Here is a 2,294-nt window from a genome sequence, read left to right as displayed (position 1 = left end):
TAAACGCGGTTCTGAATGTCTCTTAAAACCTGTCTCAAATATTGACTTCAATCCATACATACTGTTCAAGCTATCCTCAATAATTATTGAGCCACCTCAACAGGTGCTGTAGTAGGCTAGGTTCGTACATTTTTCTCATAGAAAGAAATAATTAATATGAATAATTTAAAGGATCGGTAGTGAATTATGATAAACACAATAAAATTCCCTAAAAAACAAATAATATTCTTTTTACTATTAGTAATATTCGATAATTTCATATCCAGCCCGTTTTTCAATTATTTCAAAATACATAATTGGAAATATATAGTTGCTTTTAAACTAGTCGAGCTTATATTTGGATTATTTTTAAATAATTTAATGTTTCGTCAAAAAATATATTTCAAGTTATCGGCTGGTAAGAATACAAAGATACTCTCAATGACGATCATACTAATTTCAATACTGTCATCAATACCCAATACTAAGTATCTTTTCATTTCGCTAATTATTGGATTATGCGCAGCAATTCCTGAAGAATATTTGTTCAGAGGAATAATTTTAGGTAGCCTCTTAAACGACAATAGTGAAAATATAAATAAAGGGAATTTGCTATACTGCTTAATTACATCTAGTGCCCTTTTTGCTCTTTATCATATTGGAAATATTCAATCACAAAACTTAACCATGACTATAATGCAGGTGTTTGAAACATTTGGAATGGGCTGTTTATTTGGGGCCATATATATACGTAAAGGAAGCATTTTATTGTCTTTTTTACTTCACTTCTTTATAGATTTCACTGGAACAATTGGAAACGGACAAATAGTTAACAATTCTCCTTCCCAATATAAATATTCCATCGTTGTTTCGCTTCTATATATGGTTGTTCTTTCCATTATTGCTTTCAATATCTTAAAAATTAATGATAAGTCGAAGTGGGAATTCCCCATCAAAGACAGTTCCCTAAATCAATAATAAAGGCTGCTATAAAAAGTGCTCCTGAAGTCACTAGACTTTTGTCTAATAACTTCAAGAGCATTTTTAATACTATTACTTATTAACGACGAGGCATTTTTTCAAACAAACCGTAAAATTGAGATTTATCATTAAAGTTTGCTCGATTTCTACCATTGAGTCCTGATCTCTTTGAGAGGTCGCCCAACTCAATCAAAAGGATATCTTCTTCCCTAGAAAAATGAACTCGACCGAAAGCTTCCATATATATGTAATTTACCAATCTACTTAACCACGCTTCAGGATTATCAACTGTATCCAATTTCATATAAACCTGACTTAATACATCTGTGATATTCAATAAATACGGTGATTGATCTGGATGTGCATGTAAAGCATTATATAACTCGTGAATAACTTTCTTCGTTGTTTTTATATCTAGCATAGACATCTCTCCCCGTGTATGAATTTAGTTAGCGAACCAAGTAAGTATCGACATAAACCCTTTATATTTGTTAGTATCATTTTGCAAAAATTTTGATAGTTCAACAATTGATTTAGGTACTTTTAAGCCATGCGTAAATGTATAAGTACTAATCGCATGTTCCAATTTAGTTGCCACTATATTTTCAGCATCGCCTTTATCTAATTTGAATTGTGCGTTACGCAAAATTTCAGTTAATTCTTCATTGTTTTGTACAGCTTCATCGTTCAATGATGAAGTTATTAAATATTTTAGTTGTGATTCCCGACTTTTTAACATTTATATCCCCCAATTTTTAACTTAAATAACTGCTGTTAAAACCTATATATCCCAAGTTAGTTCCGATAGGTTTCATCTTGATCAAAATTGGATTGACTACATCGTAAAAGTGAGAAGCATCAGGTGTTAATCCCTTATTTTTCAAGTCTAACTGTTGAAAACTTACAATTATTTGATTGAGAACGGCTACGGTGTATCTTCCTTTTTCCAAATCAGCTTTAGCCATGAGTCCAATCTTACGTTCATCGTCAGAAATATTAGGATTCAAAACAAAATCATAAAGCTCACTCAATAAAATCTCTTCTTCTTTTTCATTTTTACTAGGCATAATTGATCCTTTCTTGGTCACTTCTTATAATAATTTTAATTCAGCTTTCAGTTTTTTTGTGAAAAATATCCTCGAATACCGTTATCAACATCCCCAATGAAAAAATTGGTATTGGTCAACTTATCTTTTCATTGTTACGATATAAATATACTTTTTTCACTGGGGAGTGATGAACATTGATTACTGTGGATACTCGATTGTTTATTTTAAATAGGCGAATTTTATAATCAAGTTAGCCACTTTAGAAAAATGACAAAATAAAAACAC

Annotated in this window: 4 protein-coding genes; 1 reads left to right on the top strand and 3 read right to left on the bottom strand. The window is 30.8% G+C overall.

Annotated elements, in window-relative coordinates; all coding sequences use genetic code 11:
- Positions 1 to 522 precede the first annotated feature (522 nt).
- Positions 523 to 957, top strand: a complete 435-nt coding sequence (locus tag FD33_RS13170) for a CPBP family intramembrane glutamic endopeptidase (RefSeq protein ID WP_369441046.1) — start codon at positions 523 to 525, stop codon at positions 955 to 957.
- Between the two features lie 82 nt (positions 958 to 1,039).
- On the opposite strand, the gene FD33_RS09425 is transcribed toward FD33_RS13170, so the two are convergent.
- From FD33_RS09425 to FD33_RS09415, 3 genes are read right to left on the bottom strand one after another with little or no spacing between them, the layout of a single operon-like run.
- A complete protein-coding gene (locus FD33_RS09425) occupies positions 1,040 to 1,381 on the bottom strand; it encodes a bacteriocin immunity protein (RefSeq protein WP_034544572.1) in 342 nt (113 codons plus the stop codon).
- A gap of 24 nt (positions 1,382 to 1,405) precedes the next feature.
- Positions 1,406 to 1,699, bottom strand: a complete 294-nt coding sequence (locus FD33_RS09420; protein WP_025086400.1) for a bacteriocin immunity protein — start codon at positions 1,697 to 1,699, stop codon at positions 1,406 to 1,408.
- Between the two features lie 16 nt (positions 1,700 to 1,715).
- Positions 1,716 to 2,030 (bottom strand): bacteriocin immunity protein, encoded by a 315-nt coding sequence (locus tag FD33_RS09415; protein WP_082603715.1) that lies wholly within the window; start codon positions 2,028 to 2,030, stop codon positions 1,716 to 1,718.
- Positions 2,031 to 2,294 lie beyond the last annotated feature (264 nt).

This window comes from Companilactobacillus paralimentarius DSM 13238 = JCM 10415 (genome assembly GCF_001434985.1).
GTDB lineage: Bacteria > Bacillota > Bacilli > Lactobacillales > Lactobacillaceae > Companilactobacillus > Companilactobacillus paralimentarius.
The sequence above is the reverse complement of the archived record's forward strand: the minus strand, read 5'-3'. Positions and strand labels throughout refer to the sequence as shown.